We start from the raw sequence: 26,704 nt of genomic DNA, 5'->3' as shown, positions 1-26,704 counted from the left end.
CACTTTATCGGTTTCTCTTTTCTTTTATGCGTTGTCCTGCTCGATTTGTTATTTCAGTCCGTAAAAGACCGCCGCAGGATTGGGGGCTTCCTTCTCCTTGCGGCGGTTTTTTCAATTTACCCTATATTATTTTGCAGATCCTCTTTTTTTCACGATCACCGCACCTGCGATGACTACAACAGCTGCTCCCATCACAATCAGAAGTGTTACAGTCGGAGCGCTGTCTCCTGTTTTGACAACGTCTGCTCCTGACTGTTTCTGAGTGGTTCCTTCATTTCCGGAGGTATTGGATGCTCCGGTCTGTCCGTCACCATTGCCGATGTACTGCTGATCAGCCAGCACAACCACATAGTCGGATGCATGACTGAATGTCAGAGATACATTTCCGCTTTCTGCTACTTTTCCACTGTTGATGTATACCAGTTTTCCATCACTGTCATAGTAATAAAGATTTCCGAATTTTCCTGCATACTGGCTTCCTACATTGAGTGTCAGTTTTGCCTGGAATCCGAAGTCTCCCTCATGCGCCAGCGAAAGCTGCATGGTCGGATTGTCCCCTGCAAGTTTCTTTACGACACTGCTTGGAATTGCGTTGGTATTCATGGTTACCTTCATGTCAATGTCTTTCAGATCAGAAGCTTTAATGTCTTTTCCGTTGATGGTCCATGTGTAGGATCCCATGTTGAGCTGAATATTCACATTTTTGCCTTTTGCGGCTTCCAGAATTTCCTTGGAAAGAACAGTTGCGTCTCCCATATCTACCTGTACTGTTGAACCAGCGGAAGTTCCTTTGATTTCCTGCACAACAGAATCCACGGTATCTGCCGGAATTTCTGTACCCGGATTCGACGGTTCCTCCGGTTTGGAAGGCTCTTCCGGATTAGATGGCTCTTCCGGATCTACTGGTTTTTCCGGATCAGTCGGCTCTTCCGGATCTACCGGTTTTTCCGGGTCGGATGGATCTGTTGCTGTCTTTTCTCCATATCCGCGGAATGTACGGTCATAATCAACTGTTATTTTTCCATCTTCCGGCCATGCTGTAATCCATGTAATATTCGTATATCCCTCAAATTCGGTCGGAAGTGTAATTGTATCTCCTTTTTCTGCAACAATGCATTGAATAAAGTCAAATTCTTTTTCATTGTCGCTGTATCCCCAGTCGTTTCCCGCATACATATCATCAATGATAAAACGCACAAGGTAATTAGAATACTCTGCTTCAGCATATACAACTGTTCCGCTTGACTCTACAACACTGCTTTCATCTTCTTTTCCCCATCCTGTAAATTTTAATCCAGGATAGGATTCCGGTTTCTCCGGAAGGCACTTTTCATAAATCGACTTGTAGCTTGTTCCTTTATCGACTACCAGCGCCTGTTCATTCACACGATACCTTCCATCAATTCCTGTATAACTGATATTCGCCAGTGCAACCGCTTTATCACCATAATCTGCCGTAACTCCCGTAGAGTTCATAATGGAGTGATCTAACGGGAGTTCTTTATCTTCCGGATTCTGCTCCAGCATATACGTCGGCAGCACCCATTTTTCTAACTTGATCTCATCAGAAAGATCATCCGGAACATATTTATATGCTTCTTGATAAAGGTCTCCATAAGTTGCTCCATCTTCATATAAATACAGCTCGTCCGAATAATCCCATTCTCCCTTATTATTTAAATATGAAAAACTAAGCGTAAATACATTTTCATCATATGAAGCAGTTACATGTACATACATTGCTCCGGAAATCAGAGCATCATCTCCGTTCTGTAAACTATACGTCCACTCCTTAAAGTTGAGTTTATCATAACTGTCTTCCGGTTCCGGAATTGTCTTAATGTATTCTTTCAGATCCCCATACGTAGCGTCTTTTTGCAACAGTACAAGTTCATCTGAACTATAAGTCCTCTCGCCGTTCTGATTCAGATATTCTTTGGAAATTGAAACCGGAGTCTTATCATATTTTGCATAAACAACAAAACTCGTTATCTGGTCCGTCACCATTGTGTTTTCATCAATCGGATTTCCGGCAGAATCTACCCATCCAATCTGTTTCGCGCTTTCAAAAGTATGGTTTGCTGCCGGGATTTCAATACCACTTTCTTTAAACGTAGCACGTTTTTCCAGATTTTCCTTTTCAATTTCACTTACCGTATCCCATATTCCATTTTCGTTTAAAACCCTGAACTCAATCCGACCAGTATACGTCTGATTTACAAACGTATCTTTATTAACAACCTGAACATAATACGGCTCTGATAAATAAAAATCCTGTCTGTACTTTATGACATCAGCCGAATTTCCAGCCTGATCTCTCATCGTTACAGTACTGAGATACCACTCGCAAGGATATGTGTTCTCATCTATTACAAATTCACCAATCCATGCGTCAGCTTCCTCATTATATTGAAGGTCAACATAAGTACTGTTATTGACAATATCCTGATCTGCGCTCATATAAGCATAGCAGTTATATTCATCCAGACCTACATTATCCGTTGCCTTGATCTTGATTGTTACCTTATCGCCAGCTCTTACAACTTCGCCATTCTTATCTACTTCGATCGAAGTAATAACCGGCTGTTCTTTATCGTTGACAACTTCTTCGGATTCTTCTGTATTGAACCAGTAGTTTTCAGGATGATCTACCTTGAATTCCGCCATATCTCCTGAACGGGAAAATCCCACCTGATCCAGGACCCATTTTCCGCCACTCGGATTATAAATCTGCGTGTTTCCTTCATACTTTCCAGTCTCCGGATTCAACTGCATCCAAATATTGATCGTAGAATATCCATTTTCGTTTTTAAAAATCACATTTACGTTACCCGGATCTTCTGTAATAGCCGGATCTGTCTCAAAGAATACAGATACAGTATCCCCATTCTTTAAAGTCTTACCCTGCTGATCCAGAACAAAATTTTTCACCGTATAGTTTACTTCTTCTTTTTTGAAAGAAAACGTATACATTTCAGTTGACGTTTCTTCATCCATCGATGACATGGTTACATAATTATCTGAATTGTCAATAACACGGATATCCGTAATATATCCGCTGTCTGTATTAACGTTTTCCAGAGAATATTCTCCCACGTAGCGCTTATTCACCTCATCATAGGTGAAATCCATGCCATTCCACACATTGCCTGACTCTGTCTTAAAAACCACATCAGCCTGTACTTCACGAATTCCACTGTCTGCGTCATATGCATAAATATAGAATTTTACTGTATCATTTACTGTCAGTGTCTGTCCCTGCTGCGGAAACTCAACTTTCTCAATTACCGGTTTTGTCGTGTCGTACTGTCCGTCTTTTGCTTCCTCTGTCGTCTCTGTTGTCTCATCAGCAGCTGCTGCCGCTTTTGCCGCATCCGCTTCTGTTTCTTTTTCCGCAGTCTCCGGCTCTGCCTCAGCTTCTTCTTTCTGTACTTCCGCACTTTCCTTTGTCTGCTGTGCTTCTGCACTGTCCGTCTGCGTCTCCGTGTTCTGCATTTCTTCCGGCTGTGCCTTAGTTCCCGGCTCGGCATCCGGTTTTGTCTCCGCAACCGGGTCTGCTTCCGTTTTTGCTTCTGTGCTTGTCTCAGCTTCCGGCTGTGTCTCCATGCTCTGCACTTCCGCCGTCTGCGTCTCTGTGCTCTGTGCGGTCTGTTCCTGTGCAGTCTGCTGCGGTTCTTCTGCCAGAACATTTGGAACGCACAACGATGCGGTAATTGCTGCCGCTGTCAGAAGAGCCCCCGCTCTTCTTGCCCATAATTTTCTTTTTCTCACGGTTTTCTGCCTCCTCATTTTCTGCTTTCCAGTAAAACTCTCGAAGTCCATTCATAGTCATTATATCTCCTCTATTTTCCTTCCACAAGGAAACCTGCACAAACAATCGGAGTGGACAGCCTTTTGGACAGTATTTTTTCATAACTCTTTTATATTTTTTCCATTTATTTGCACAAAATTATGGAAAGAATTCCAATAAAATTGTATAATAGTTGCAGAGCAAAAGAAAAGGGAGGACTCACAATGAAGCAAAACAGTATGTTAGCAATGATTTTAGCTGGTGGGAGAGGTACCCGTCTGCATGAGCTTACCACAAAAGTAGCAAAACCTGCCGTTTCATACGGTGGAAAATACCGTATCATCGATTTCCCTTTAAGCAACTGTGCAAACAGCGGCATTGATACTGTAGGAGTTTTAACTCAGTACGAATCCATTCTTCTGAACAGCTACGTTGCAGCAGGTCGTCGCTGGGGACTTGATGCAAAAAACAGCGGTGTTTATGTACTGCCGCCTCGTGAAAAAGCTGATGCGAACCTGGATGTTTACAGGGGAACCGCTGATGCGATTTCACAGAACATCGATTTTATCGACTCTTTTTCTCCGGAGTATCTCCTGATCCTTTCCGGAGACCACATCTACAAGATGAACTATGCAAAGATGCTGGCTTACCACAAAGAATGCAATGCCGACGCGACCATCGCCGTAATCGAAGTTCCATTAAAAGAAGCCAGCCGTTTCGGTATCATGAATACAGACGAGACCGGACGTATCTACGAATTTGAAGAGAAACCGGAGCATCCGAAGAGCACGCTTGCTTCCATGGGAATCTATATCTTTAACTGGAAGCTTCTACGCAAAATGCTGATCGCCGATGCGAAAGATCCGGATTCCAACCACGATTTCGGAAAGGATATTATTCCTCAGCTTCTTGCTGACGAGAAGCGTCTGTACGCTTATAAATTCAAGGGCTACTGGAAAGATGTCGGAACTATCGATTCTCTTTGGGAAGCAAATATGGATCTTCTTGACGCTCACAATGAACTTGATCTGAACGATTCTTCCTGGAAGATCTATACCGAAGACGCAACCACTCTCCCTCATTATGTAGGTCCTGATGCAGATATTCAGCGTGCATTCATTACACAGGGTTGTATAATCGACGGAACAGTTAAAAACTCTGTTCTGTTTACAGGTGCACGTATCGGTGCCGGTGCCAAAGTGATCGACAGTGTTCTCATGCCGGATGCAGAAGTCGCAGAAGGTGCGACTGTTGTCCGCTCTCTTGTAGCAGACGGTGTTAAAATCGGAAAAGATGCTGTTGTCGGAAGTGTTGACAGCGAACACATCGAATTAGTGGCGAAAAACGTAAAGGGGGCTGAATAATATGAGCAGAGCATTTGGAATTGTAAATTTTGCCGGAAATCATATCGGGGTTGACGGAATGACTGTATACCGTCCGATCGGAGCATTCTCCTTCCTTGGAAGATACCGCGTCATTGATTTTCCGATTTCAAACATGACAAACAGCGGAATTGACCACATTCATGTATATATTAGAAGAAAACCTCGTTCACTGGTAGAACATCTTGGAACAGGCCGTCACTACAACCTGAACTCCAAGAGAGGAAAACTTCTCACACTGTTCTCTGAATACAACGGTGAAAATGATGTTTACAACACAGATATCGCAGCATATCGTGAAAATCTGGAATGTATCGAAAACGCTCCGTATCCATATGTGATCCTTGCGCCAAGCTACATGGTTTATTCCCAGAATTTCGACACTCTGCTTCAGAATCACATTGATTCCGGAGCCGATATTACATTGCTCTATCACACAGTAGATACCGCAAAAGACGAGTTTTTAAAATGCGATATTCTGAATCTGAACAAACAAAAAGGTGTGCTCTCTATCGAGCCGAACAACGGAAACGCAAAAAACCGCAACATCTTCATGGATACCTATGTTATGAAGAAAGAGCTTTTCCTTGAACTGATTGCAAAAGCGAAAAAGCTCTCCTCCATTTACACCTTGTCTCAGATCGTTAATTTTGAGTGCGGCGAACTGGATGTACGCGGAGTTTCCCATCATGGATTTTTTGCTTCTATTACAGACTTCAAGAGTTACTACAATGCAAATATCAATCTGATCGATTTCAAAGCGGCACAGAATCTCTTTGAAAAGAACTGGCCGATTTATACAAGAACAAACGATTCCTGCCCGACACAGTACTTCGAGACAGCTTCTGTGAAAAATTCTGTTGTTTCAAACGGCTGTCTGATCGAAGGAACCGTTGAGAATTCCGTAATCGGACGTGGCTGCGTAGTGAAGAAAGGCGCCGTTGTAAGAAACAGCGTGATCCTTCCTGGCGCATCCATCGGTAAGGATATTACGGTAGAAAATTATGTCGTAGACAAAAATTCCAGTATCCGCCACGTTTCCAATCTGATTGGAACACCTGAAAACCCTGGTTATATCAAACGTGGTGATACCATCTAATTACAAAAATTTTCGGGGATGCTTCATGCATCCCCGTTTTTTATTTCTTAATTATAAAGGATAGGTGAATACAATTGTATCGTTAATGGTGTACCGATAACTGTTCTCTGCTGTCTTTTCTATATCCTTCTTCGTAAATTCTCTTGCTGCATCTGTCTGGAAATATACAGTATCATTGACATTAACTTCAACTGCCCCATTTTGTATCGTCCATGCCGATGATGTCAAATTATCTTCTCCTCTTAATATTTCAATATCACCTCGAAGCTGTGTTTATGTGGATGCCGGCACACCATACGATACATACTCTCCGCTCTCTTTATCCACCAGCATTTCTGTGTAAATCGTAGCTGTCAGAATCAGGTCGTCCCCGACATTCTTATCTTTCGTCCGTTCTTCGTATACAATATTACAGTCTTCTGCCTTTATTCCGTAGTATGCCAGTAAAAACTTACGCTGGTTTTCTACCTCAGCCGGTGCTTCTTCCACAAGAATACTCTCCTGCTTTGCATAGGCAGAAATAAAGTCTTCCCGGCTGATTTCTCTTGGTTCATAAATCCGCATCTGCGTTGCCGCCAACTTTTCATCTTCCGTCACCTGAGTGATTTTCCCGTCTGAATCGCGGGTAAATGTAAATCCCGCTTCTTCCTCTCTGCCGCCCTGCATATACTGGACATGGACAGTCTCTGTATATTCACTTCTGTCTTCCAGCGTTATCTCCTTTACCTGGAGCTTGGTTCCCTCTTCTTCTGCCATCAGAAGGAATTTCATAGCCGGGCCTGAAGTAAGAAAATCCTGCATGCCGTTTTCTGTAAAATAGTCTCCGATCTTATCTTCCCAGTTCTCCATGACGGAGGCATTCTCTCCTGCTGTTTCTCCCGTATTCTCCTGCGCCTGTGCAATGTCTACTCCTTCTCCCACTGCGGACGGCGTGAACAGAAGATCTGCATTTGGGCCTGTCATCATGGCCTCAATCACTGCTTTTGCTTCCGCGCTGACTTCCTCTTCCTTTACTTCGGTCTTCTTTGGATCCGGCTCTTTCTCTTTCGTCGTCTTATCCTCAGACTGACATCCAGCCAGAAGAACTGCCATCATTAACATGAGAGCCCAGATCAGTCTCCATTTCCTTTTGCTCCTCATACTTTTCCCTCCCTTCAAAAGAAAATAGTCTTTCTATTGTTTTAATTATATCATATTTTTATTTTTTTCTATTGCTCATTGCATTTTTTGTGAATCTTTGTGCGCTTTACACAAAAAGAGCGTCATGCTTTTCACACATCACGCTCTCATTCTTTCTTTCACTTCTTCGATTGTCTAAAACAGCGAGATCCCCATCTTGTTGGACAAGTATTCCAGGATCTTAATGCCCCCGGCACTGTTTCCCTTTTCATCCAGGGCAGGGCCGAATACGCCGATTCCCATCCGGTCTACAAGAGGAACTGCAATTCCTCCACCGACACCACTCTTTGCCGGAAATCCGACTGTCATGGCAAACTCACCGGATCCGTCATACATCCCGCATGTCAGCATCAGCGCGCGGATCGCCTTCGCATACTGCGGCTCGATCAGCTCTTCCTGATCCAGCGGATCCACACCATGATTGGCAAGCACCAGACTCATGTACGCAATATCGTGAGCGGTCACATTGACCGAGCACATCCGGAAATAAAAGTCCAGACACTCTTCCACATCACCTTCCAGAATCCCGGATGCTTTCAGATAATAAGCCAGCGCCCGGTTCCGGTCTCCAGTCTCTCTCTCAGACTCGTAAACGGCCTGATTCAGGCTGATTTCCTCGTTGTTGCAGAGTTTCCTCGTAAACTCCAGAAAACGCTCAAATTTCTCATCTGCATCCTTTCCCTTGATACAGCTTGCCACAGTAATGGCTCCCGCATTAATAAACGGATTAAACGGGCGGGTCTTTGTCTCCAGCTTTACAATGGAATTGAACGGGTCTCCGGTCGGCTCCACACCAACCTTCTCATGGAAAAGATGATCCGCTCCACAGTCCCGGATCGCAAGAATCAGCGATACCAGCTTGGAAATACTCTGGATCGTAAACGGAATTCTCGTATCTCCCGCTTCCAGCACATTGCCGTCCAGATCCATTGTGCAGACCCCAAGATAATATTTATTCACATCCCGCAGCTGCGGAATATACTGCGCTGTCATGCCCAGTTTGGTAAATGCTTTCCCATATTGCAGGGCATCCTTCAGAAGCTCTTCTGTCAGCATCACGCCTCTCCCTTCCTTTCTCATCCTGTCATTTCGATAAAATTATCCATAATTTTTCCGTCCATGTCAAGAAGAAAGAAACGCTTCACCGGCTTTTCCGGACTCTGTCCGTACAGCTTCCATAAAACGCTATCTATTGTATGCATCTTCGTACAGACGTTCCTGAGAATTCAAAGGCTCTTCGTCATTATGCACTCTATAGTACATACCGTCCTCATGCATCTCACGCGCTTTCTGATTGTCACGATTCATCGTGTCAAAAATGTATTCCAGCTTTTCCTGAATGGCCGGATCATAAACCGGAGATGCGACTTCCACACGTTTGACTGTATTTCTTGTCATAAAGTCCGCAGATGCTATGTAATATTTTCTCCGTTCCTTCGTACCGAACATATAAATCCGGGAATGTTCCAGGAAACGTCCTACAATGCTGATAATACGAATGTTCTCGGTCTTTCCTTTCACACCTGCCACCAGGCAGCAGATTCCACGGATAATCATCTCGATCTTCACGCCCGCGCAGGAAGCCTCAATCAGCTTGTCGATGATCTTCTTGTCTGTCAGGGAGTTCATCTTGATGCCGATGTATGCCGGTTCCCCCTTCTTTGCGTGTTCGATCTCCTCGTCCATCATATCCAGTACCCGGTTCTGCAGACAGTGCGGCGCCACAAGCAGATGCTGCATGTCTTCCACCACTTCCCCTTTTGCAAGGGCGCGGAATACCTTTGCCGCCTCAATACCGATATCGGTATTTGCCGTCATCAGGGAAAGGTCTGTATACAGTCTGGACGTCTTTTCATTATAGTTTCCGGTTCCGATCTGTGTAATGCACTCAAACTGCTTATCTGTCTTTCTTGTGATCAGGCAAAGCTTGGAATGTACCTTATAGCCGTCCAGGCCGTAAATAACCTGGCATCCGGCATTCTCCAGACGGCGGGACCATTCGATATTATTTTCCTCATCAAAGCGGGCACGGAGCTCCACAAGCACAACAACTTCCTTTCCATTCTCCGCAGCCTCAATGAGCGCCTCAATCACCTTACTCTGCTTTGCAAGACGGTACAGTGTCATCTTGATGGAAACCACGTTCTCATCCTCCGCAGCCTCGGTCAGGAGACGCAAAAACGGCCTGATTGACTCATATGGATAGGAAAGGAGCTTATCTCCCTCTTTAATCTGCTCAATAATGCTTCTTCCATCCCGAAACATCGGCGACTTCTGCGGAGTACGTTTTTCGTAAAACAGACTTTCATTTTTTCTCAGCATATCCTGAATCTGGAATACAAAAGAGAAATCCAGCGGGACTTCGGAATGGAACACATACTTCTCCTCCAGTCCCAGATAATTATCCAGCATCAGCATGCTTCCGATATCCAGATCTCCGGACATCTCAAGCCGGATCGGAGCAAGCTTTCTTCTCTGCTTCATCAGATCCGCCATAAATTCCCGGTAGTCCAGATCCTCATCATAAAGTGCATCCGCATCAATATCGGCATTTCTCGTCACACGGATCAGCGCTTTACCCTGAATCTTGTATCCCGGAAATACCTTGGATACAAAGTGAAGAATCAGATCTTCACCAAGAACATAAGATCCCTTTTCTCCCGGAATCTCAATCATCCTCTGGAAAATATTGCTTGCACACGGTACAATTCCAAGACGGACCTTCTTGCTGCTCTTTGTCGTCAGAGAAACAACCGCATAAATTTCATTATTTTTCAAAAACGGGAACGGCTGTCTCCTGCCGACCACGGTCGGGGAAATCAGCGGAAGAATCTCCGACTGGAAGAATCTTTCCATCTTCTTCTCATCTTCAATCTGATCCATGCGGTACAGACGAACGCCTTCCTTTGCAACTTTTTCAATCAGCTTCTGATATACCTTTTCTTTCCTTTTATTCAGCTTTCTGACCTCTTCAAGTATCGCGTCAATCTGCTCCTGTGAAGACATCTGTGTCTTATTGTCCCTGATATCCTGAGGCAGCAGCGTCTGGTCGTACAGGGAACCAACCCGGACCATAAAAAACTCGTCCAGATTCGTCTGATAAATCGATACGAAAGTGAAACGCTCACAGAGCGGTACGGACTTATCCTCCGCCTCTTCCAGTACCCTTTCATTAAATTTCAGCCACGAAAGCTCTCGATTCATATATTCGCTTCCCATATATTCTATACGCTCCTTCATTCCTTTTCTGCAGTACACTTTTCCTTATCGGCAGTTCCTGTATGGAACGCTGTGAAATACCTTCTTCGCATTCCCATCCACTTTTGTCTCCATGCAATAATAACGAACCACCATATCGTTTTTTATCTGTTTTCTACTGCGCTTTTCTCTTTTCATCATATACCCCTTTTCCTGAAAAATCAATTTATAGTTTCTGTTTGAGTATATAAACTTTATAACAAAAAAAGAATAACATATTGCCCCTGTAATCCGTGTCAAATCTACATTAAATTCATGTAAAACTGTGCTTCTCTTGCGTAAATCCAACGTAAAATCAATGTAAAAACAGACGTGGATCATACTACTGTATCTCCTACGTCTGTTTTATAATCCACTGATTTAATGTCACTTTTCCCCTTTATACCCCGGAATGATCATCACATCTTTTGTATACGATTTTTCTGATGGAATCGGTAGATAATTTAAATTCATCCGCAAGCGAATCTATACTATCTCCATTATGAAATTTATCCCGGATTCTTTCATTCCGTTCCTGATAATAGGTACGGGCCCCTGATACCGCTCCCCATCTTTTCTTTTCCTGCGAACGGGGAATATACACTGTTTCTCCCGACACATATTTTTGCAGTTCTTCAAGTAAATGATCCGGAATAATATCCCGAGCATTTCTATATCTCATGAAGAAATTCCTCCATGCTCTTATACTCGTGTATTTTTCCTCCCCCTTCTGTAATAATAGTTCGCATTTTCTCTTCCAGATGATCTGCATAGTCAGCAAATTCATTTAATCGATTCACATTATAATGTTCCATAAGCCCCATTCTCTTTATTCCAAAATCATCACATACAATGTTCAACTCTTGCTGAAGCAAAATTCCCCACATATAGGTCTTAACCGGATCATTCCTTCTGGAATAATATCGAATACGCAGCCATGTATAGGATAATTCCGCATACCAGTCAGCCAGCATCTGAAAGTCCGTATTGTAATTTAAACTATCTTTATCGACATTACTTTCCTTTTCCAGAAACTCCCGTACAACGCACACTGCCTCATGGCACAACTTTCTTTGAACTTCCACATCAGACTCATCAATTACATTGCGATATAACTCAAGAAATGTCTTTGGGACTTTTTTCATATCGGTAAGTTCTTCGATCTGATCGGTCTGAGATTTTCTAAAATATTGATGATTAGAAAAAGCTATAGCCTGAGCCAGATAATCCAATACATAACCTGCGCACATTTTCGCATCGCTTATCGCAGCAAACATCATTTCCGCAAAAATATTCTTTGCTTTTTCATAAGAACTCAAAGCACACTGCCTCATTTTCTCCGGATTTGAAAGATTTTCTGCCTGACGTCTTTTTAAATGATACATAAGAAATAAATGTAGAAATTCTTTCCTCTGAATAACAATTGATGCTGAAACTTGATTATATCTTTACTATACTTTACTAGTTTTTAATCACCCTGTCATAAAGCTGCAATGAAATAGCTGAAAAACAGAAAACACAGTAAAAAACTTCTATGACACATCGCATACGAATTCTAATCTGGTAGAAAAGAACCACACTAATAATTGGAAAATGACTAAATTAAACAAAGGGAAAAATATATGAAATACTATAGAACACAAAATAAAAAAGCCCGCTATTTCGGGCTTTTTCGACTGCGGATGACAGGAATCGAACCTGCACGTCATGGACACCAGATCCTAAGTCTGGCGCGTCTGCCAGTTCCGCCACATCCGCGTACATTAATCCGGCCTTATTTTGCAAGGCCTCAGATAAAAGAATAGACAAGCAGTACTGCTTGTCTAAAGTGAGCGTGCGGGGATTCGAACCCCGGACAACTTGATTAAAAGTCAAGTGCTCTACCGACTGAGCTACACGCCCGTATAATATAATTCAAACCTGGGCTAGTTGGATTCGAACCAACGAGTGCAGGAGTCAAAGTCCTGTGCCTTACCGCTTGGCGATAGCCCAACAGCCCATATTGGGACTAGGGTGGATACAGGGATTCGAACCCTGGGCCTCCAGAGCCACAATCTGGCGCGCTAACCAACTGCGCTATATCCACCATGAAACGTGCCTGCGGGGATTCGAACCCAGGACCTACGGCTTAGAAGGCCGTTGCTCTATCCAGCTGAGCTACAGACACATTGTATAGTTCTTAAAGCATATCCTGCTTTAAGAAAGCGGGTGATGGGAATCGAACCCACGTATCCAGCTTGGAAGGCTGGTGTTCTACCATTGAACTACACCCGCAGATCGCAATATTGATTCCTGTCTCTACCAGGAATCGGGGTGACAGGATTCGAACCTGCGGCCTCCTGGTCCCAAACCAGGCGCTCTAGCCAAGCTGAGCCACACCCCGTTTTTTCGTCTCATCTGTTTTTTCCTGACGACAAAAGTTATTATATATGAACTCCTGATATTTGTCAACAACTTTTTTCATTTTTTTCTACATATCTGATTTCACCCGTCACAGTGCCGTCTTCTGCCATCTCCAGAACAATATAACTCGGCAGCCGGTTCTCCTGCCGAGGGTAGGTAAGGCTGCCCGGATTCATGATAATCATGTCTTTTTCAAACTTCAGACAAGGCTTGTGTGTATGGCCGAAAATAACAATGTCCGCTCCTCTTGCTCTTGCCTCTCTTCTGAGATGATCCAGAGTCATGGATACAAAATAATGATGTCCATGTGTCATAAAAATCTTGTGCGTCTCCATCTGTATTTCCACTTCCGGCGGAAGCTCACCAAAGAAGTCATTGTTTCCGGCTACCACGTAGGCCGGGCATCCGCTTCCATACTGAATTTCCCACTCTCTTCCTTCAACATCACCTGCATGAAAGAGAAAGTCTACCGGTTTCTCCTGTTCCAGAACCTTCTCGAAATTCGTATGTATTTTATGAGTATCACTTACTACCAGGATTTTCTTTTTTTTCATCCACTATCTCTCCTCTATCATCTTCTTCATCTGCCGGAGCCCTCTTCCCCTGTGGCTGATTTCATTTTTCTTTTCCGGCGGAAGCTCTGCCGTAGTGCATCCGTACTCAGGCAGGTAAAAGATCGGATCATAGCCGAAGCCGTGTTCACCTTTGATTTCATAGCCGACTCTGCCCTCGATTATACCAAGTGTTGTCTTCTCCTCTCCATCCGGAAAGACTGCTGCAATCGCACATACAAACCGTGCGGTCCTCTTTTCATCCGGCACACCCTCCATACGTCTTAGGAGTTCACCATTCTTGATATCATAGGAAGTATCCTCCCCCATGTATCTGGCAGAATAGATGCCCGGCTCCTTGTTCAGATAGTCGATTTCAAGCCCTGAATCGTCCGCCATCACAATATCGTCCGGCAGAAGCGCATGAACTGCTCTCGCCTTAATCAGCGCGTTCTCCTCAAATGTGGATCCATCCTCAACGATTTCCGGGTTCACCCCTGCCTCTTTCATGGAAAGTATCTCCATGCCAAGGTCTTTTAAAATCTCCCTGATCTCCACCATCTTATCGGCATTGCCTGTGGCAAATACAATTCTGCTCATCTTACTCTTCCTTCTTTCTCCTGTTTTTATACACCCTGCTCCTCTTTTTTCCTTCTTGGCGGCTTCGGCCCCATAAACTGGTAAAAGTAGGTCTTGATCATTCCATTGTAAATCTTGCGGTTCTTATCCGCCTTTCTTCCAAACCACCGTTCTGTGTCCTCATAGCTTGTGATCATATAGGCCGACCAGTCTTTCAGCCCGCGGAAGCTCTCTCCAAAATCCTGATAGATCTGCGGGAGTGTCTCCTTTTCCTCCAGACGTTCTCCATAAGGCGGATTGGTAATAATAAATCCGTACGGCTTTGGATGTCTCAAATCCCTGACCGCCCTCTGCTGGAAGTGGATCAGATGGTCTACCCCTGCGTTTTCCGCGTTTTTCCGGGCGGTACGGATGACTTCCGCATCAATGTCATATCCCTGGATGTCTGCGGTCACATCCTGTCTGATCCTGTCCTGCGCCTCCGTAGACGCCTCATACCAATGCTTTTTCGGGATCAGATTGCCCCAGTTCTCCGCAGTAAACTCCCGGTTCATTCCCGGCGCAATGTCTGCCGCCATCATGGCTGCCTCAATCACGAAAGTCCCGCTTCCGCAGAACGGATCTACCAGAATCCGGTCTCTCTTCCAGGGAGTAAGCAGAATCAATGCCGCCGCCAGTGTCTCTGAAATCGGAGCCTTTCCGCTCTGCGGACGATATCCCCTCTTGTGCAGAGATTCTCCCGTCGTATCAATCCCCACTGTCACAACATCTTTCTTGATAAAGACACGCACCGGATATTCACTTCCATCTTCCGGGAACCAGTTCTTATGATAATGTTCCTTCATCCGCTCCACCATAGCTTTCTTCATGATAGATTGGATATCAGACGGACTGAACAGCCGGCTTTTGACCGATGCTGCCTTTGCGACCCAGAATTTTCCGTTCTCCGGTATGTACTGCTCCCACGGGATCTGCTTCGTCCCCTGAAAGAGCTCTTCAAATGTACCCGCCGAAAATTCGCCCGCCTTCAGAAGGACCCGCTCTGCGGAACGCAGGAACAGATTTGCCCGGCACAATGCCAGCTCATCCCCGTAAAAGGACACCCTTCCGTCCTCCACCTGTGAAATCTCATAACCGAGATCCCGGATCTCTCTTTTGAGTACCGCCTCCAGGCCGAAGTGGCACGGTACAACGTATTCTATCTGCATATTGCTTCTCCATTTCCGATTTTCTTCTTACTATATCTTACGTGCTGTCCGCCCGCTTGTCAATAAAGTCTTTTTTTTACCAGATGCTGCCGTTCCGGACTCCCCACAAAAAAACCTCCCCGCTTTCTTAGTGATGAAAGCGGGGAAATTCTGTTTCCTGAGACCATATTCCTAATAGTTGCTGTTGTTGTAATCGCTGTAGTCCTTGGTATGACAGTCTGTTGTCTTATTTGTGTTTTTGTTTTTTGCAGCGTTTTTCGTACGGTCTGTCTGTTTGCTGTTCTGAGTGTGCATATTTCCGTAAGAAGAGCTGTAAGAATTGTTCTCGCTGTTGTTTTTGTTCATATTATTTGTGTTTTTGTAGTTTTTTGCCATTTCCATGTCCTCCTTATTGAATTATGGTACGCTTTTAGTATGCTCGGTTTAAACTAGTTTATACACTTGCGTTTTTCCAAAAAGTGGACAGGAAAAATAAGATTTTCTTCCGATTCTTTAGTATTTTTTAACATTTTGCTTGCTTTTTTCTTTATCTTATATTATACTAACTTTTGTAGAAAGCAGGCTTTCTACACCCCTTATTAATTATTTATACTCCCCTCAAAAGACCGGTGGCTCCCCCATCGGTCTTTTATTTTAAGTTTCTGAAATAAGGAGGTACTGCCGCACAGACAGTACCTCCTGTTCTTTTGTTATCGCCCTCCCATGATGCGGAGAACGAGAATAAGAATCAAAAGCGGCAGTGCAAATGGCAGCACAGCAGCAATCAGGCCGGTCACAATCGATACGATAATCAGAAAGACAATGATGAGGCCGGCAAAAAACAAGAGTCGCTTCCACCATGTGTCAATCCCCATCAGGTGAAGAATCGGATGACGGATCTCCTTTTCTTCCTCTTCTTCTGTATACATACTCTGCCCGGAACCGTAGGCACCGGAGGTGCCGCCGTAGTAGTCCCGTTCATTTTCAGCGGAATTAATGATCGTGCGGGCAATCACCCACGGATCGCCGAGCATATCCAGTATCTCCTGCTCCGTTCTGCCGTTTTTTATCTCGCTTCTTATATAAGAATCATAGTATTCGATATTCTCCTGAACCGCCTGCGCATTCAGATCGTTTTCGAGAGCTTCGCGCAGTTTATTCAAAAATTCGCTTCGATTCATCTCTTATACCTCAAAAATCAAATCCCCGTAAGACGGCATCGGCCAGATTTCCTTATCCACAATCATTTCCAGTCTGTCAACCGGAATTCTGAGTGCTTCCATGGCCGGAACTACCTGTTCGTGGAAGTATTCTGCCTGTACCTTCCCTTCTTCTTTGGTGGATGCCTCCTGTGTCACCTGCTCCAGTGTGGTGAGTGCTGCTTTTGCCTCTTTTAAGAGGCTGCTTGTTTCAACCAGAAGATCTCTTTGCACCTCAGCGTCTACACCTGCCTGTACCACTGCGTTGACAGTCTCAGCCAACGTCTTTGTTCCGCGAATTACCGCTGGAATAATGTGTTTGCTTGCAATATCAATCATCGTACGGGCTTCAATATTCACCGCTTTTGCATAGGCTTCATATTTGATTTCCGCACGGGAATCCAGTTCCGCTCTTGTAAATACATGGAATTTTTCAAACATTTCCACGTTTTTATCTGCTACAAGCGCCGGAATCGCATCTACCATGGACGGGAGATTCGGAAGCCCTCTTCTTTCCGCCTCTTTTACCCATTCTTCTGAATAACCGTTGCCGTTGAACACAATCTTCTGATGCTCCGTCGCATATTCCTTGATCAGATCATGTACAGCCTGTTCAAAGTCCTCCGACTGTTCCAGAATGTCGCAGGCATCGCAGAGAGCCTCTGCCACAATCGTATTTAATACGATATTCGGCGCAGCCGCAGAATCTCTGGAGCCGAGCATACGAAATTCAAACTTGTTACCTGTAAAGGCAAACGGTGAAGTTCTGTTCCTGTCTGTCGCGTCCTTATTCAGACCCGGAAGCGCTTTGACGCCTGTCTGGAGCTTTCCGCCTTTAATACTGTGTGTCGCATTTCCAGAAATAACAAGCTGTTCCAGCACATCCTCCAGCTGTTCTCCAAGGAAGACGGAGATGATTGCCGGCGGCGCCTCGCTGGATCCAAGTCTGTGGTCATTTCCCGGATCTGCCGCAGACTCTCTTAAAAGGTCCGCATGTCTGTCTACCGCTCTGAGCACACAGAGAAGCATCAGAAGGAACTGAATATTCTCATGAGGTGTTTTTCCCGGATCCAGAAGATTTTTCCCGTCATCGGTTGTCAGAGACCAGTTGTCATGCTTTCCTGATCCATTCACTCCTGCGAACGGCTTCTCGTGAAGCAGGCAGTGAAGTCCCTGCCGTTCCGCTACCTTTTTCAACGTCTCCATAATCAGCTGGTTGTGGTCAACCGCCACGTTGCACTCTACATAAATCGGAGCCAGCTCGTGCTGGGCCGGAGCAACTTCATTGTGCTGTGTCTTTGCAGTCACGCCCAGTCTCCAGAGCTCCTCATTGACTTCTTTCATAAATGCCGCGATCCTGGCGCGGATGCTTCCGAAATAATGGTCATCCAGCTCCTGTCCTTTCGGAGGCATTGCTCCAAAAAGTGTACGGCCTGTAAATACAAGATCTTTTCTTTTCAGATATTTTTGCCGGTCTACAAGGAAATATTCCTGCTCAATGCCGACCGACGGCTTTACGCGCTTCGACGTCGTATTTCCGAACAGACGCAGAAAACGCAGTGCCTGTTTATTAATCGCTTCCATCGATCTAAGAAGCGGTGTCTTCTGATCCAGCGCTTCTCCGGTATAGGAGCAGAACGCAGTTGGAACATAGAGAATGCATCCATTCTCATCTTTTTTCACAAATGCAGGAGACGTAGGATCCCACGCAGTATATCCGCGGGCTTCAAATGTAGCCCGAAGTCCTCCTGACGGGAAAGAAGATGCATCCGGTTCCCCTTTGATCAGTTCTTTTCCCGAAAAGCTCATCAGCACCTTTCCATTCGCCATCGGTGCAGAAATAAAGGAATCGTGCTTTTCCGCCGTGACCCCGGTAAGAGGCTGAAACCAGTGCGTATAATGTGTGGCTCCTTTTTCTATTGCCCATTCTTTCATCTCATGGGCAATCACATCCGCTGTAGCAATATCCAGTTCTTTTCCCTCTTCGATCGTCCGTCTCAGCTCTTTGTAAATCTTCTTCGGCAGACGCTCCTGCATTACGGTATCGTTAAATACATTTTCCCCGAAAATCTCTGCTACATTGATCACCTTTTTGTTGTCCTCCATGCTTTCTCCTCCATATTCTTTATACAGAAAAAGGCACTCCATACAAGTGGAATGCCTTTTATTCTCTTGTTTCGATTATTCAGCTTTTCCAACAGAGCCGAATAATTCCATTTTTTCTTTTACTTTTTCAACGATAGCTTCTGTACCCGGTTTTAATAATTTACGAGGGTCAAAGCCTTTCTTTTCTTTGTCTTTACCTTCTTCGATGTATTTGCGTGTAGCTTCTGCAAATACAAGCTGGCATTCTGTATTTACATTGATCTTTGCCACTCCAAGGCTGATTGCCTTTTTGATCATGTCATCCGGAATACCTGTACCTCCGTGAAGTACCAGCGGCATATCGCCTGTAAGTTCCTGGATCGCATCAAGAGTTTCAAAGCTCAGTCCCTGCCAGTTTTCCGGATATACTCCGTGAATGTTTCCGATTCCGGCTGCAAGCATGTCAACGCCGAGATCAGCGATCATCTTGCATTCCTGCGGATCTGCACATTCGCCGGCTCCGACAACACCGTCCTCTTCGCCGCCGATGGAACCAACCTCTGCTTCCAGAGACATTCCTTTTTCCTTGCAGATGGCTGCAAGTTCTTTTGTCTTGGCTACGTTCTCCTCGATCGGGTAGTGAGAACCGTCAAACATAATGGAAGAAAAACCTGCTTCGATGCATTTCTGGCATCCTTCGTAAGTACCGTGGTCTAAGTGAAGTGCAACCGGAACTGTGATTTTCATCTCTTCCAGCATGCCGTTAACCATTCCGACTACTGTTTTAAAGCCTGTCATGTATTTTCCGGCACCTTCGGACACACCCAGGATAACCGGGGATTTTGTCTCCTCTGCCGCTGTCAGAATCGCTTTTGTCCATTCCAGGTTGTTAATATTGAACTGACCTACTGCATAATGTCCTGCTTTTGCTTTTTTTAACATTTCTGCTGCTGATACTAACATAATTTTTCCTCCACTTCTCTAAGATATGACCCCCAGGGGAATCGAACCCCTGATTCCACCGTGAGAGGGTGGCGTCTTAACCGCTTGACCAGGGGGCCATGTGCCAGTGAAGAACACGTCTGTGTTACCTCACTTGCTTATTGTATACTATTTTTCCGAAATATACAAGTCTTTTTTTTCGTTATTTTCATCATTATTTTCAGACAATTCTTCGTACGGATGATGAATCAGCTCCTCGGCCTTTTCTTCCGGAACCATAATACACAGTTCCTGCTGTCTATTTTTGATCCGTACCCTGTCAAATTCCCCTCCGAATTCTCCGTCCAGCGTCCATGGAATCTCTTCAAGGGACTCAAAAGTTATTGTTTTTGCTTTGATATTATAAATATAGGTGGAGTTTTTCTCCTTGCTCATCAAAGCGGCGACAATGCTCTGAAGCTCTAGAAGATTTTTCGGTGATCTGATAAGGGTTGCTTCAAATTCTCCGTCGTCAAACTCCACTTCGTGGCCGAACATATTGCGGAACCCTCCCATGGATCTGGAATTTGTCACGGAACAGAATAGAAAATCATCCTCGATCTCTGTCTCATCGTATGTCACCTTGACATGATAGGACGGAATATCAAACAGCCGTTTCGCACCTTCCAGCAAGTATGCCAGGTGTCCGAGCATGTTCTTCATTTCCTGCTTCGTCTGATAGGAGACGTCGGTAAACAGACCGAAGGCCGCCACATACACGAAATAATCATCGTTGAACTGGCCGATATCACAATGAAACGGCTTGCCGTTGACCGCTGCGTCAGCCGCGCTCAAAAGATCTTTTGGAATATGAAGACTGTTCGCAAAATCGTTGGTCGTACCTGTTGGAATGTATCCGACCGGTATCCTGCTTCCCCGCTTCATCATTCCGGTAACAACTTCATCCAGTGTTCCGTCCCCGCCGCTGCACACGACGATATCATAATCCTCTTTGAATTTCATGACTTTTTTGTATGCATCGTGATAACTCTGTGTCGGATAAATCACAACTTCACATCCGCTTTTTACGAACAGATCCACGATGTCAGATAATTTCGGCTTCAAAAGCCCTTTTCCTGCATTGGGATTATAAATAAATAAAATCTTTTTCATCTCCTGCTGCCACCTTTACTAAAACCTCTTGCCTGTTTGCTGAAACGACAGGAAAAGGATGTTAACCTTCTTGACCGGCAACACCCTTCTCATTCTCTCCTGTTTCTATGTATGTCACGGAACTATCTTGCATGTTCCAGGAATTTCTCAATGCCATTTGCTGCTGCTTCTTCGTCGACGCCTTCTGCAACCACCGTCAGATCTTCGCCCCCGCTTAATTTCAGGCTCATCATGCCCATAATGCTTTTCGCGTTGATCTTCTTGCTGCCGATCTCAATGAACACACGGCTTTCATACTGACTTGCCTCCTGTACAAGCAAAGCGATCGGTCTTGCATCCAATCCGTCGTCACATTTGATCTTCAATGGTTTCTTAATCATTTTGTACCTCCTTGAACTCCATTTGCTTTTCTTAACTTCTCAGCAATTTCGCCTAGACGGCGCAGCCTGTGGTTGACTCCGGACTTGCCAACCGGTTCCGGCATCAGCTCTCCAAGCTCTTTCAATGTCGCTTCCGGATACTGCAGACGGGCCATGGCCATATCCCTCAATCCATCGGAAAGCTTTTCAAATCCCATATGATCTCTGATATATTCGATATCTTCCATCTGCTTGACTGCAGCGGACACGGTCTTCTGAATATTGGCGGTTTCACAGTTCACCTTACGGTTTACCGAGTTCCGCATCTCTTTCAGAATCCGGATGTTCTCAAATTCCATGAGGGCAACCGGCGCATCCATCACATTCAGTGCAAGTGAGATCTGAGTGCCTTCTTTTAAATACACGACAAACGACTTCTTCCGTTTCACCACTTTTGCGTCCATCTCAAAGCCATGCATCATCTTCTGAAGAAGAGTCGCCTTTTCCCCGGACGCACATACAATTTCAAAATGATAAGATTTGTGCGGGTCACTCATGGATCCCGCTGTCAGAAAGGCTCCCCGAAGGAATGCCCTTTTGCAGCACCCGTTCTGGAAAACGAGACTGCTCACTCCGGAAAATCCCGCCTGTTTTTCTGGCTCCCTGACAAGCTTTGCTGCCTGCTGGATTCTGTCGGTATGTTTCCGGCCTCCTACTGTTATCAAATATAAAATACTTTTTTTGTCCTGATTTCTACGGATAGAAATTTCAGCCTTTATATTAAACGCTTTTTCCAATAATGTAAAGTACTTTCTTGCAACTGCAATATTTTCCGTGCTGAGCCTTAAGTATGTCTGCTCCCCCTCTTCCAGAGATGCTCCGGCCGAAAAACACAGAATTGCCGCGCATTCTGCAATCTGGCAGTGTCTTGCGCTGCTTATCTGTCCTGCCAGCTCCTCCTTTACCTTTCCTGAAAATGACATCTTTATATTCCTTTCACCCGGGCATCCTTTTCAATGTCCCTGTGCTCGATCTTCAGCCCGTATCCTTCTTCCTGTTCCAGGGCATAGTACAATGCGTTGGCAAGCGTAACAGACCTGTGTTTGCCTCCGGTACACCCGATCGCAATGACAAGCTGGTTTTTTCCCTCCGCCACATAGTTCGGAATCAGAAACTGTACCATGTCCGTCAGTTTATCGAGAAAAATCCTTGCAGTTTCGCTGTTCATTACATAGTCCCTGACCGGAGCATCATTTCCGCTCATCGGGCGCAGCTCCGTAATATAGTACGGATTCGGAAGAAACCGTACATCAAACACCAGATCCGCATCCCCGGGAATTCCATATTTGAATCCAAAGGAGAGGATCGTCACATACAGATTTTTATAGTTTTTGTTCTCCACAAAAATCTTATGGATTTCGGCGCGCAGCTCTCTTGTAAGCATCTGGCTTGTATCAATGATATAGTCCGCCTGCTGTTTCAGAAACACAAGCCGCCTTCTCTCTTCGTCAATGCCTTTATCCACCCTGCCCTCGCCGGCAAGCGGATGGCTCCGCCTCGTCTCCTTATACCGTTTGATCAATGCCTGATCCGAAGCGTCAAGAAACAGGATTTCGAATTTTACGCCCTTTTCTCTCAGCTTTTCCAAAGTCTCCTGAAGCTGTACAAATTTCTGACTGCTTCGGATATCAATTCCAAGCGCCACCTTCGTATATTCTGATCCCGGGAGGATCAGCATCTCCATAAATTTCGGCAGAAGCGGGACCGGCAGATTATCCACGCAGAAATATCCTACATCTTCCAGCATCTTAAGCGCTGTTGATTTGCCCGCTCCCGAAATGCCCGTCACAATTACAATCCGCATATTTCATACCGCCTTTTCTTTCTTGTGTCTCTTATCTTTCGTCCCGTCTGTTCCTGAATTCCCCAATCCTTCTTACTTCCGGCTCCAGCCTGACACCGAATTCCCGGTATACCCGGTCCGATACTTCCTGCATCAAACGGTTCACATCCTCAGCTGTAGCCCCGCCTTTATTGATCACGAAACCGCTGTGCTTTTCCGATACCTGCGCTCCTCCGACCGTAAATCCCCGAAGACCCGCATCCTGAATCAGTTTCCCGGCAAAATATCCTTCCGGGCGCTTAAATGTGCTCCCTGCGCTCGGGTACTCCAGAGGCTGCTTGGTGATCCTTCTCTGCTTGAAATCCTCCATTTTCATAAGGATCTCCTCCCTGCTTCCTTTTTCCAGACGGATGCATGCCTCCAGCACAATGCAGCCACGCTTCATCACGGCGCTTGTCCGGTATCCGAATTCCAGTTCATCCTGTGAAAGGACAATCGTATTTCCGTCCCGGTCAAGAGCCGTCACCTGTACAATAACATCTTTCATCTCCCCGCCGTAGGCTCCCGCGTTCATGACCGCAGCTCCTCCGATCGTTCCGGGAATTCCGGATGCAAACTCAAATCCGGCAAGTTCATTCTCCAGTGCCGCTGCCGCAATCTGGCTCATCAGGGCACCTGCCTGTGCCCGGATTTGCTCTCCCCGGACTTCAATTCCCGACATTTCCCTGCCGATCGCGATAATGACACCCCGGTATCCGTCATCGCTCACCAGAAGATTACTTCCGTTTCCAACGATATAATACTGGACTCCCTCTTTTTTACAAAGCTCTGTCAGCTTTTTGATTTCTTCGCTGTCTGATGGTGAAACAAAGTAGTCTGCCGGCCCGCCGACCCTGAAAGTCGTATGTCTTGCCATCGGTTCCTGCTCTTTTACCCGTTCCGGTGCCGTACATCCACACAGTTTCTCATAAAATTCTCTGTTCATATTCATCTGCCTATTCTCCAAAATGTTCTTTCCATCATAGTCTGTTTCCATTTCATTGTCTTATCATACATCAAAGACTGTTCAAATTCAATGAACTCTTGCAAATTCAGGAAAAATACGATAGTATAGAAATCAGTATTATTTATCAAAAGGAGTGAACTTTTCTTGGACTCGAGTACAGTCATACAAATTGTAATTCTCATATGTTTACTGGCGTTTTCCGCATTCTTTTCTTCCGCGGAGACATCTCTTACTACGGCTAACAAGATCCGTATGCGTTCTCTGGCAGACGAGGGAAACAAGCGTGCAAAAATGGTGCTCTGGCTTTCCGAGCATTCCCCTCAGATGTTGACTGCCATCCTGATCGGAAACAACGTCGTCAATCTTTCCGCCTCATCCCTTACTACGAGCATTGCTTATCAATTCGGCGGCTCCGCAATTGTCGTCGCCAATGCAGCGATCACCATCCTGATCCTGCTTTTCGGAGAGATTACGCCAAAAACGACCGCGACACTGTATCCTGAAAAGATCTCTTTGATTTACGCGCCGATTGTCAAATTTTTTACCAGAATCATGTCACCGCTCGTTGCCCTGATCAATCTGCTTTCCAAAGCAGTACTTTTTCTTCTTCACATCGATGCGAATGCTCAGAGCCGTACCATGACGGAGACTGAACTTCGTACCATCGTAGATGTCAGCCACGAAGACGGCGTCATCGAATCCGAAGAAAAAGAAATGATCTACAATGTATTTGATCTTGGAGACGCCAAGGCAAAAGATGTCATGGTCCCGAGAGTCCATGTGACATTTGCCGATATCAACAGCACCTACGATGAACTGATCGAGATCTTCCGCGAGGATAAATTCACACGGCTTCCGATCTATGAAAATACAACGGACAACGTGGTTGGTACTATTAATATGAAAGATCTTCTTTTATATGACAACACAAAAGAATTTCATGTCCGTGATATTTTGCGGGACGCATACTTTACTTATGAATATAAAAATATCTCCGAGCTCCTTGTCGAAATGCGGGAGGCCAAATTCAACATCGCGATCGTCCTCGACGAATACGGCGAGACGGCCGGCCTCATCACACTGGAAGATATCCTCGAGGAAATTGTAGGGGAGATTCATGACGAATATGACGAGGATGAAGAAGAGGACGTAAAAGAACTGGGAACTCATGAGTATATTGTAGAGGGCTCTACCAACCTGGATGACCTGAACGATGAGCTTGGGCTGAATCTGGAATCTGATGACTACGATTCTCTTGGCGGCTTTATCATCGAGCATCTCGATCGCCTTCCTGCTGCCGGTGACGAGGTCACGACTGCGGACGGCGTCCGCCTGGTAGTGGAAAAGCTGGATAAAAACCGTATCGAGAGTGTCCATGTCTATCTTCCGCCTCACTGGATCCATCCGGACAAAGAGGAAAACTGATAAATCAGAAAACAACAAAGGGATTATCGGTTAATACCGATTTTTAACCCCTGACATGAAAAGAAGAGGCAGTCCCAGAGAAATCAGGCTTTTTCAAAGTCTGATTTCTCTATGGAACTGCCTCTTCCTTTTTGTAGCCCCTATTTTAGGGCACAAAAACCCCTTGTTTGGATTTTTAGGTTTCGCTCCTCAGCTAAGCGGTTTTCTGCTCCTTTTTTCCTTCGTATTTCTTTAGCTCATCATGTAAAAAGCGATGGTATTTCATGATATTTCTGCCAATCGCATACAGCATGAATTCTTTATATACTTTTTCTTTTGAACGGTAGTGAAAACGCCGGAAGTCTTCGTTCTCTTTGATATCTCCAAAGTGTCCTTCTGTCTGGATTGACCGGATCTGTCGTTTCAGGATTCCTTCTTCGCTCTGGATATTGGCATTCGATTCTTCCTTTAACTCTTCCCATCGTTCATTGATCTTCATAACCTTATTCCGGTCTGAATCTTTTTCTGCATTGTATTTATAAAGACATCTGGATTTCTGCCCGCAGCCGCTGCAGTCCTCACATCCATACACTTCGAACGTCTGGGTATAGCCGTCCTGCTTTTTGTGTTCTGTCCGGATATGATGCAGTTCTCTTCCGTCATGACAGATATAATAATGCTCATCTTCGAAGACTGCGGATCCCATGTTGTAATATTTCCCGATGTCTTCTTTATAAGCGCGGGTTTTTCGCTTCTCATGATCCTGAAGTTTGATATAACTCCGGATTTTATTCTCTTTTAGATATAACAGGTTCTTTTCACTGCAGTAGCCGCTGTCGGCAGTCACCGCTTCCAACTGATCCCCAAATGCACTCTGATGCTTTTTCAGGACCGGGATCAGCGTGTTGTAGTCTGTCCGGTCATTGCTTACATATCCGTGGACAATAAAGTAATTCTCTACCGCGATCTGGACATTGTATGCCGGTTTTAACTGTCCGTTCATCATATGGTCTTCTTTCATCCGCATGAAGGTTGCTTCCAGGTCTGTCTTGGAATAGCTGTTGCGGTCTTTCCCCATAATCTCAAAACATTCCTTATATTTCATCAGGCGGGTTCCGCATTCTTCCAGTTCTTCATAAAGCTTCTGGATCTCCGGCTTGTGTTTCCCTTTCCCGTAAACGAATCCGATCCCCTCTCCTTCTGCAATCCGCATCAGGTTCTTCTGCAGCTTCAGGATCTCAAGCGGGGAACAGTGATCGATCTCAATGACGGTGTTATTGGAGATCTTTTTATGCTTTGTTAGTTTC

General features: G+C 45.1%; 24 protein-coding genes and 8 tRNA genes. 3 read left to right on the top strand and 29 right to left on the bottom strand.

Going from position 1 to position 26,704, the window contains the following annotated elements; translation table 11 throughout:
• Window positions 1–126: 126 nt before the first annotated feature.
• Window positions 127–3,771, bottom strand: coding sequence for a hypothetical protein (locus tag H6A32_RS16255; RefSeq protein ID WP_243424844.1), 3,645 nt, complete (start codon window positions 3,769–3,771; stop codon window positions 127–129).
• 243 nt (window positions 3,772–4,014) lie between these two features.
• Here H6A32_RS16255 and H6A32_RS03040 point away from each other — a divergent pair, with 243 nt between their 5' ends.
• Both H6A32_RS03040 and glgD read left to right on the top strand, forming a co-directional pair.
• On the top strand, window positions 4,015–5,154 hold the full coding sequence (locus H6A32_RS03040) for a glucose-1-phosphate adenylyltransferase (protein ID WP_204863728.1): 1,140 nt from the start codon (window positions 4,015–4,017) through the stop codon (window positions 5,152–5,154).
• Window position 5,155: 1 nt separating this feature from the next.
• Complete coding sequence (gene glgD / locus H6A32_RS03035) at window positions 5,156–6,271, top strand: glucose-1-phosphate adenylyltransferase subunit GlgD (protein WP_087167146.1); 1,116 nt, start codon at window positions 5,156–5,158, stop codon at window positions 6,269–6,271.
• 51 nt (window positions 6,272–6,322) lie between these two features.
• On the opposite strand, the gene H6A32_RS03030 is transcribed toward glgD, so the two are convergent.
• The 27 genes from H6A32_RS03030 to murB form a co-directional block, all read right to left on the bottom strand.
• Complete coding sequence (locus tag H6A32_RS03030; protein WP_204863727.1) at window positions 6,323–6,499, bottom strand: hypothetical protein; 177 nt, start codon at window positions 6,497–6,499, stop codon at window positions 6,323–6,325.
• 45 nt (window positions 6,500–6,544) lie between these two features.
• A complete protein-coding gene (locus H6A32_RS03025; RefSeq protein WP_204863726.1) occupies window positions 6,545–7,411 on the bottom strand; it encodes a hypothetical protein in 867 nt (288 codons plus the stop codon).
• A 174-nt stretch (window positions 7,412–7,585) separates the two neighbouring features.
• Window positions 7,586–8,530 carry a glutaminase A gene (gene glsA / locus H6A32_RS03020; protein WP_242959079.1) on the bottom strand — a complete coding sequence of 315 codons (945 nt, stop codon included), beginning with the start codon at window positions 8,528–8,530 and terminating at the stop codon, window positions 7,586–7,588.
• The gene (locus H6A32_RS16645; protein ID WP_275950809.1) at window positions 8,527–8,652 is read right to left on the bottom strand and encodes a hypothetical protein; all 126 of its coding nucleotides are present in this window, start codon (window positions 8,650–8,652) and stop codon (window positions 8,527–8,529) included. Before H6A32_RS16645 ends, glsA begins: the two co-directional genes overlap by 4 nt.
• Window positions 8,636–10,669, bottom strand: coding sequence for a polyphosphate kinase 1 (gene ppk1, locus H6A32_RS03015; RefSeq protein WP_204863725.1), 2,034 nt, complete (start codon window positions 10,667–10,669; stop codon window positions 8,636–8,638). The genes H6A32_RS16645 and ppk1 overlap by 17 nt, the downstream gene beginning before the upstream one ends.
• A gap of 418 nt (window positions 10,670–11,087) precedes the next feature.
• Window positions 11,088–11,369 (bottom strand): CD3324 family protein, encoded by a 282-nt coding sequence (locus tag H6A32_RS03010; protein ID WP_087167141.1) that lies wholly within the window; start codon window positions 11,367–11,369, stop codon window positions 11,088–11,090.
• On the bottom strand, window positions 11,359–12,006 hold the full coding sequence (locus H6A32_RS03005) for a hypothetical protein (RefSeq protein WP_204863724.1): 648 nt from the start codon (window positions 12,004–12,006) through the stop codon (window positions 11,359–11,361). The genes H6A32_RS03010 and H6A32_RS03005 overlap by 11 nt, the downstream gene beginning before the upstream one ends.
• A 358-nt stretch (window positions 12,007–12,364) precedes the next feature.
• Window positions 12,365–12,445 (bottom strand) — tRNA-Leu (locus tag H6A32_RS03000).
• 71 nt (window positions 12,446–12,516) lie between these two features.
• Window positions 12,517–12,589 (bottom strand) — tRNA-Lys (locus H6A32_RS02995).
• A gap of 18 nt (window positions 12,590–12,607) precedes the next feature.
• Window positions 12,608–12,679, bottom strand: a tRNA-Gln gene (locus H6A32_RS02990).
• Between the two features lie 20 nt (window positions 12,680–12,699).
• Window positions 12,700–12,773 (bottom strand) — tRNA-His (locus tag H6A32_RS02985).
• A 7-nt stretch (window positions 12,774–12,780) separates the two neighbouring features.
• Window positions 12,781–12,854: transfer RNA gene (locus tag H6A32_RS02980), tRNA-Arg, on the bottom strand.
• A gap of 36 nt (window positions 12,855–12,890) precedes the next feature.
• Window positions 12,891–12,961: transfer RNA gene (locus tag H6A32_RS02975), tRNA-Gly, on the bottom strand.
• Between the two features lie 34 nt (window positions 12,962–12,995).
• A tRNA-Pro gene (locus tag H6A32_RS02970) sits at window positions 12,996–13,070 on the bottom strand.
• A 64-nt stretch (window positions 13,071–13,134) separates the two neighbouring features.
• Complete coding sequence (locus tag H6A32_RS02965; RefSeq protein WP_087167139.1) at window positions 13,135–13,644, bottom strand: metallophosphoesterase family protein; 510 nt, start codon at window positions 13,642–13,644, stop codon at window positions 13,135–13,137.
• A gap of 3 nt (window positions 13,645–13,647) precedes the next feature.
• Entirely contained in the window at window positions 13,648–14,241 is a 594-nt protein-coding gene (gene rdgB / locus H6A32_RS02960; RefSeq protein WP_118635512.1) for an RdgB/HAM1 family non-canonical purine NTP pyrophosphatase, read from the bottom strand.
• Window positions 14,242–14,267: 26 nt separating this feature from the next.
• Entirely contained in the window at window positions 14,268–15,428 is a 1,161-nt protein-coding gene (locus tag H6A32_RS02955; protein ID WP_204863723.1) for a THUMP domain-containing class I SAM-dependent RNA methyltransferase, read from the bottom strand.
• Between the two features lie 171 nt (window positions 15,429–15,599).
• The gene (locus H6A32_RS02950; RefSeq protein WP_087255319.1) at window positions 15,600–15,803 is read right to left on the bottom strand and encodes a hypothetical protein; all 204 of its coding nucleotides are present in this window, start codon (window positions 15,801–15,803) and stop codon (window positions 15,600–15,602) included.
• A gap of 314 nt (window positions 15,804–16,117) precedes the next feature.
• Complete coding sequence (locus H6A32_RS02945; protein ID WP_087167135.1) at window positions 16,118–16,588, bottom strand: DUF1700 domain-containing protein; 471 nt, start codon at window positions 16,586–16,588, stop codon at window positions 16,118–16,120.
• Between the two features lie 3 nt (window positions 16,589–16,591).
• Window positions 16,592–18,712, bottom strand: coding sequence for a glutamine synthetase III (locus tag H6A32_RS02940; RefSeq protein ID WP_087167254.1), 2,121 nt, complete (start codon window positions 18,710–18,712; stop codon window positions 16,592–16,594).
• Between the two features lie 75 nt (window positions 18,713–18,787).
• A complete protein-coding gene (fba, locus tag H6A32_RS02935; RefSeq protein WP_087167134.1) occupies window positions 18,788–19,654 on the bottom strand; it encodes a class II fructose-1,6-bisphosphate aldolase in 867 nt (288 codons plus the stop codon).
• Window positions 19,655–19,680: 26 nt separating this feature from the next.
• Window positions 19,681–19,752 (bottom strand) — tRNA-Glu (locus tag H6A32_RS02930).
• A gap of 49 nt (window positions 19,753–19,801) precedes the next feature.
• Window positions 19,802–20,785, bottom strand: a complete 984-nt coding sequence (locus H6A32_RS02925) for a diacylglycerol/lipid kinase family protein (protein ID WP_087167133.1) — start codon at window positions 20,783–20,785, stop codon at window positions 19,802–19,804.
• 122 nt (window positions 20,786–20,907) lie between these two features.
• The gene (locus H6A32_RS02920; RefSeq protein WP_087167132.1) at window positions 20,908–21,165 is read right to left on the bottom strand and encodes an HPr family phosphocarrier protein; all 258 of its coding nucleotides are present in this window, start codon (window positions 21,163–21,165) and stop codon (window positions 20,908–20,910) included.
• A complete protein-coding gene (whiA, locus tag H6A32_RS02915; protein ID WP_087167131.1) occupies window positions 21,162–22,127 on the bottom strand; it encodes a DNA-binding protein WhiA in 966 nt (321 codons plus the stop codon). The genes H6A32_RS02920 and whiA overlap by 4 nt, the downstream gene beginning before the upstream one ends.
• 2 nt (window positions 22,128–22,129) lie before the next feature.
• The gene (rapZ, locus tag H6A32_RS02910) at window positions 22,130–23,008 is read right to left on the bottom strand and encodes an RNase adapter RapZ (protein WP_087167130.1); all 879 of its coding nucleotides are present in this window, start codon (window positions 23,006–23,008) and stop codon (window positions 22,130–22,132) included.
• Window positions 23,009–23,039: 31 nt separating this feature from the next.
• Entirely contained in the window at window positions 23,040–23,972 is a 933-nt protein-coding gene (murB, locus tag H6A32_RS02905; protein WP_204863722.1) for a UDP-N-acetylmuramate dehydrogenase, read from the bottom strand.
• Between the two features lie 165 nt (window positions 23,973–24,137).
• Between murB and H6A32_RS02900 the strand changes: the two genes are divergently transcribed.
• Window positions 24,138–25,418, top strand: a complete 1,281-nt coding sequence (locus tag H6A32_RS02900) for an HlyC/CorC family transporter (RefSeq protein WP_087167128.1) — start codon at window positions 24,138–24,140, stop codon at window positions 25,416–25,418.
• Between the two features lie 193 nt (window positions 25,419–25,611).
• Here the strand turns inward: H6A32_RS02900 and H6A32_RS02895 are convergent.
• Window positions 25,612–26,704 (bottom strand): transposase (locus tag H6A32_RS02895; protein WP_204863721.1); only part of this gene is annotated, 1,093 nt, incomplete at its 5' end.

It is taken from the genome of Drancourtella massiliensis (genome assembly GCF_016900655.1).
GTDB lineage: Bacteria > Bacillota > Clostridia > Lachnospirales > Lachnospiraceae > Sellimonas > Sellimonas catena.
Note: the sequence above shows the minus strand (reverse complement) of the source record. Positions and strands in the feature narration are given on the sequence as shown.

What these genes read in the sequence shown, in the direction of transcription:
- H6A32_RS03040 (WP_204863728.1), top strand. Translation starts at nt 4,015, where the DNA reads ATGAAGCAAAACAGTATGTTAGCAATGATTTTAGCTGGTGGGAGAGGT.
- glgD (WP_087167146.1), top strand. Translation starts at nt 5,156, where the DNA reads ATGAGCAGAGCATTTGGAATTGTAAATTTTGCCGGAAATCATATCGGG.
- H6A32_RS03025 (WP_204863726.1), bottom strand. Translation starts at nt 7,411, where the DNA reads ATGAGGAGCAAAAGGAAATGGAGACTGATCTGGGCTCTCATGTTAATG.
- glsA (WP_242959079.1), bottom strand. Translation starts at nt 8,530, where the DNA reads ATGAGAAAGGAAGGGAGAGGCGTGATGCTGACAGAAGAGCTTCTGAAG.
- H6A32_RS16645 (WP_275950809.1), bottom strand. Translation starts at nt 8,652, where the DNA reads ATGCATACAATAGATAGCGTTTTATGGAAGCTGTACGGACAGAGTCCG.
- ppk1 (WP_204863725.1), bottom strand. Translation starts at nt 10,669, where the DNA reads ATGGGAAGCGAATATATGAATCGAGAGCTTTCGTGGCTGAAATTTAAT.
- H6A32_RS03010 (WP_087167141.1), bottom strand. Translation starts at nt 11,369, where the DNA reads ATGAGATATAGAAATGCTCGGGATATTATTCCGGATCATTTACTTGAA.
- H6A32_RS02965 (WP_087167139.1), bottom strand. Translation starts at nt 13,644, where the DNA reads ATGAAAAAAAAGAAAATCCTGGTAGTAAGTGATACTCATAAAATACAT.
- rdgB (WP_118635512.1), bottom strand. Translation starts at nt 14,241, where the DNA reads ATGAGCAGAATTGTATTTGCCACAGGCAATGCCGATAAGATGGTGGAG.
- H6A32_RS02955 (WP_204863723.1), bottom strand. Translation starts at nt 15,428, where the DNA reads ATGCAGATAGAATACGTTGTACCGTGCCACTTCGGCCTGGAGGCGGTA.
- H6A32_RS02950 (WP_087255319.1), bottom strand. Translation starts at nt 15,803, where the DNA reads ATGGCAAAAAACTACAAAAACACAAATAATATGAACAAAAACAACAGC.
- H6A32_RS02945 (WP_087167135.1), bottom strand. Translation starts at nt 16,588, where the DNA reads ATGAATCGAAGCGAATTTTTGAATAAACTGCGCGAAGCTCTCGAAAAC.
- H6A32_RS02940 (WP_087167254.1), bottom strand. Translation starts at nt 18,712, where the DNA reads ATGGAGGACAACAAAAAGGTGATCAATGTAGCAGAGATTTTCGGGGAA.
- fba (WP_087167134.1), bottom strand. Translation starts at nt 19,654, where the DNA reads ATGTTAGTATCAGCAGCAGAAATGTTAAAAAAAGCAAAAGCAGGACAT.
- H6A32_RS02925 (WP_087167133.1), bottom strand. Translation starts at nt 20,785, where the DNA reads ATGAAAAAGATTTTATTTATTTATAATCCCAATGCAGGAAAAGGGCTT.
- H6A32_RS02920 (WP_087167132.1), bottom strand. Translation starts at nt 21,165, where the DNA reads ATGATTAAGAAACCATTGAAGATCAAATGTGACGACGGATTGGATGCA.
- whiA (WP_087167131.1), bottom strand. Translation starts at nt 22,127, where the DNA reads ATGTCATTTTCAGGAAAGGTAAAGGAGGAGCTGGCAGGACAGATAAGC.
- rapZ (WP_087167130.1), bottom strand. Translation starts at nt 23,008, where the DNA reads ATGCGGATTGTAATTGTGACGGGCATTTCGGGAGCGGGCAAATCAACA.
- murB (WP_204863722.1), bottom strand. Translation starts at nt 23,972, where the DNA reads ATGAACAGAGAATTTTATGAGAAACTGTGTGGATGTACGGCACCGGAA.